The organism is Mariniflexile sp. HNIBRBA6329 (assembly GCF_043558645.1).
Taxonomy (GTDB): domain Bacteria; phylum Bacteroidota; class Bacteroidia; order Flavobacteriales; family Flavobacteriaceae; genus Mariniflexile.
The window spans coordinates 1-486 of record NZ_JBIFXS010000050.1 but is presented as its reverse complement, the minus strand read 5'-3'; the positions used below and the strand labels follow the sequence as shown (position 1 = coordinate 486).

1 protein-coding gene is annotated in these 486 nt (G+C 43.0%); it reads left to right on the top strand.

From position 1 onward, the window contains the following. A partial coding sequence (locus ACGK9U_RS16145; protein WP_394467592.1) for an HYR domain-containing protein occupies positions 1-486 on the top strand: 486 nt, incomplete at both ends.

The window sequence follows — 486 nt, the reverse complement described above, 5'->3', positions numbered from 1 at the left end:
CCTGTGTTTGATTGTAACTCTTTAGCGCAAATTGACTTGAACTCCGATTCTAGTGCAGTATGTACTAACGGTACCGACGTAACGGTTCCTGTTGCTGTTGATAATTGCGAAGGAAACATTTCCGCTGTTGGTACCAGAAGTGATAACGAAAGCTTAAACGCCCCATGGCCTGTTGGTACAACAACCATTACTTGGACATTTACTGATTCCAAGAACAATGTGGCTTCTTGTACCCAAGATGTGGTGGTTACAGATAACCAAGCACCTGTGTTTGATTGTAACTCTTTAGCGCAAATTGACTTGAACTCCGATTCTAGTGCAGTATGTACTAACGGTACCGACGTAACGGTTCCTGTTGCTGTTGATAATTGCGAAGGAAACATTTCCGCTGTTGGTACCAGAAGTGATAACGAAAGCTTAAACGCCCCATGGCCTGTTGGTACAACAACCATTACTTGGACATTTACTGATTCCAAGAACAATGTG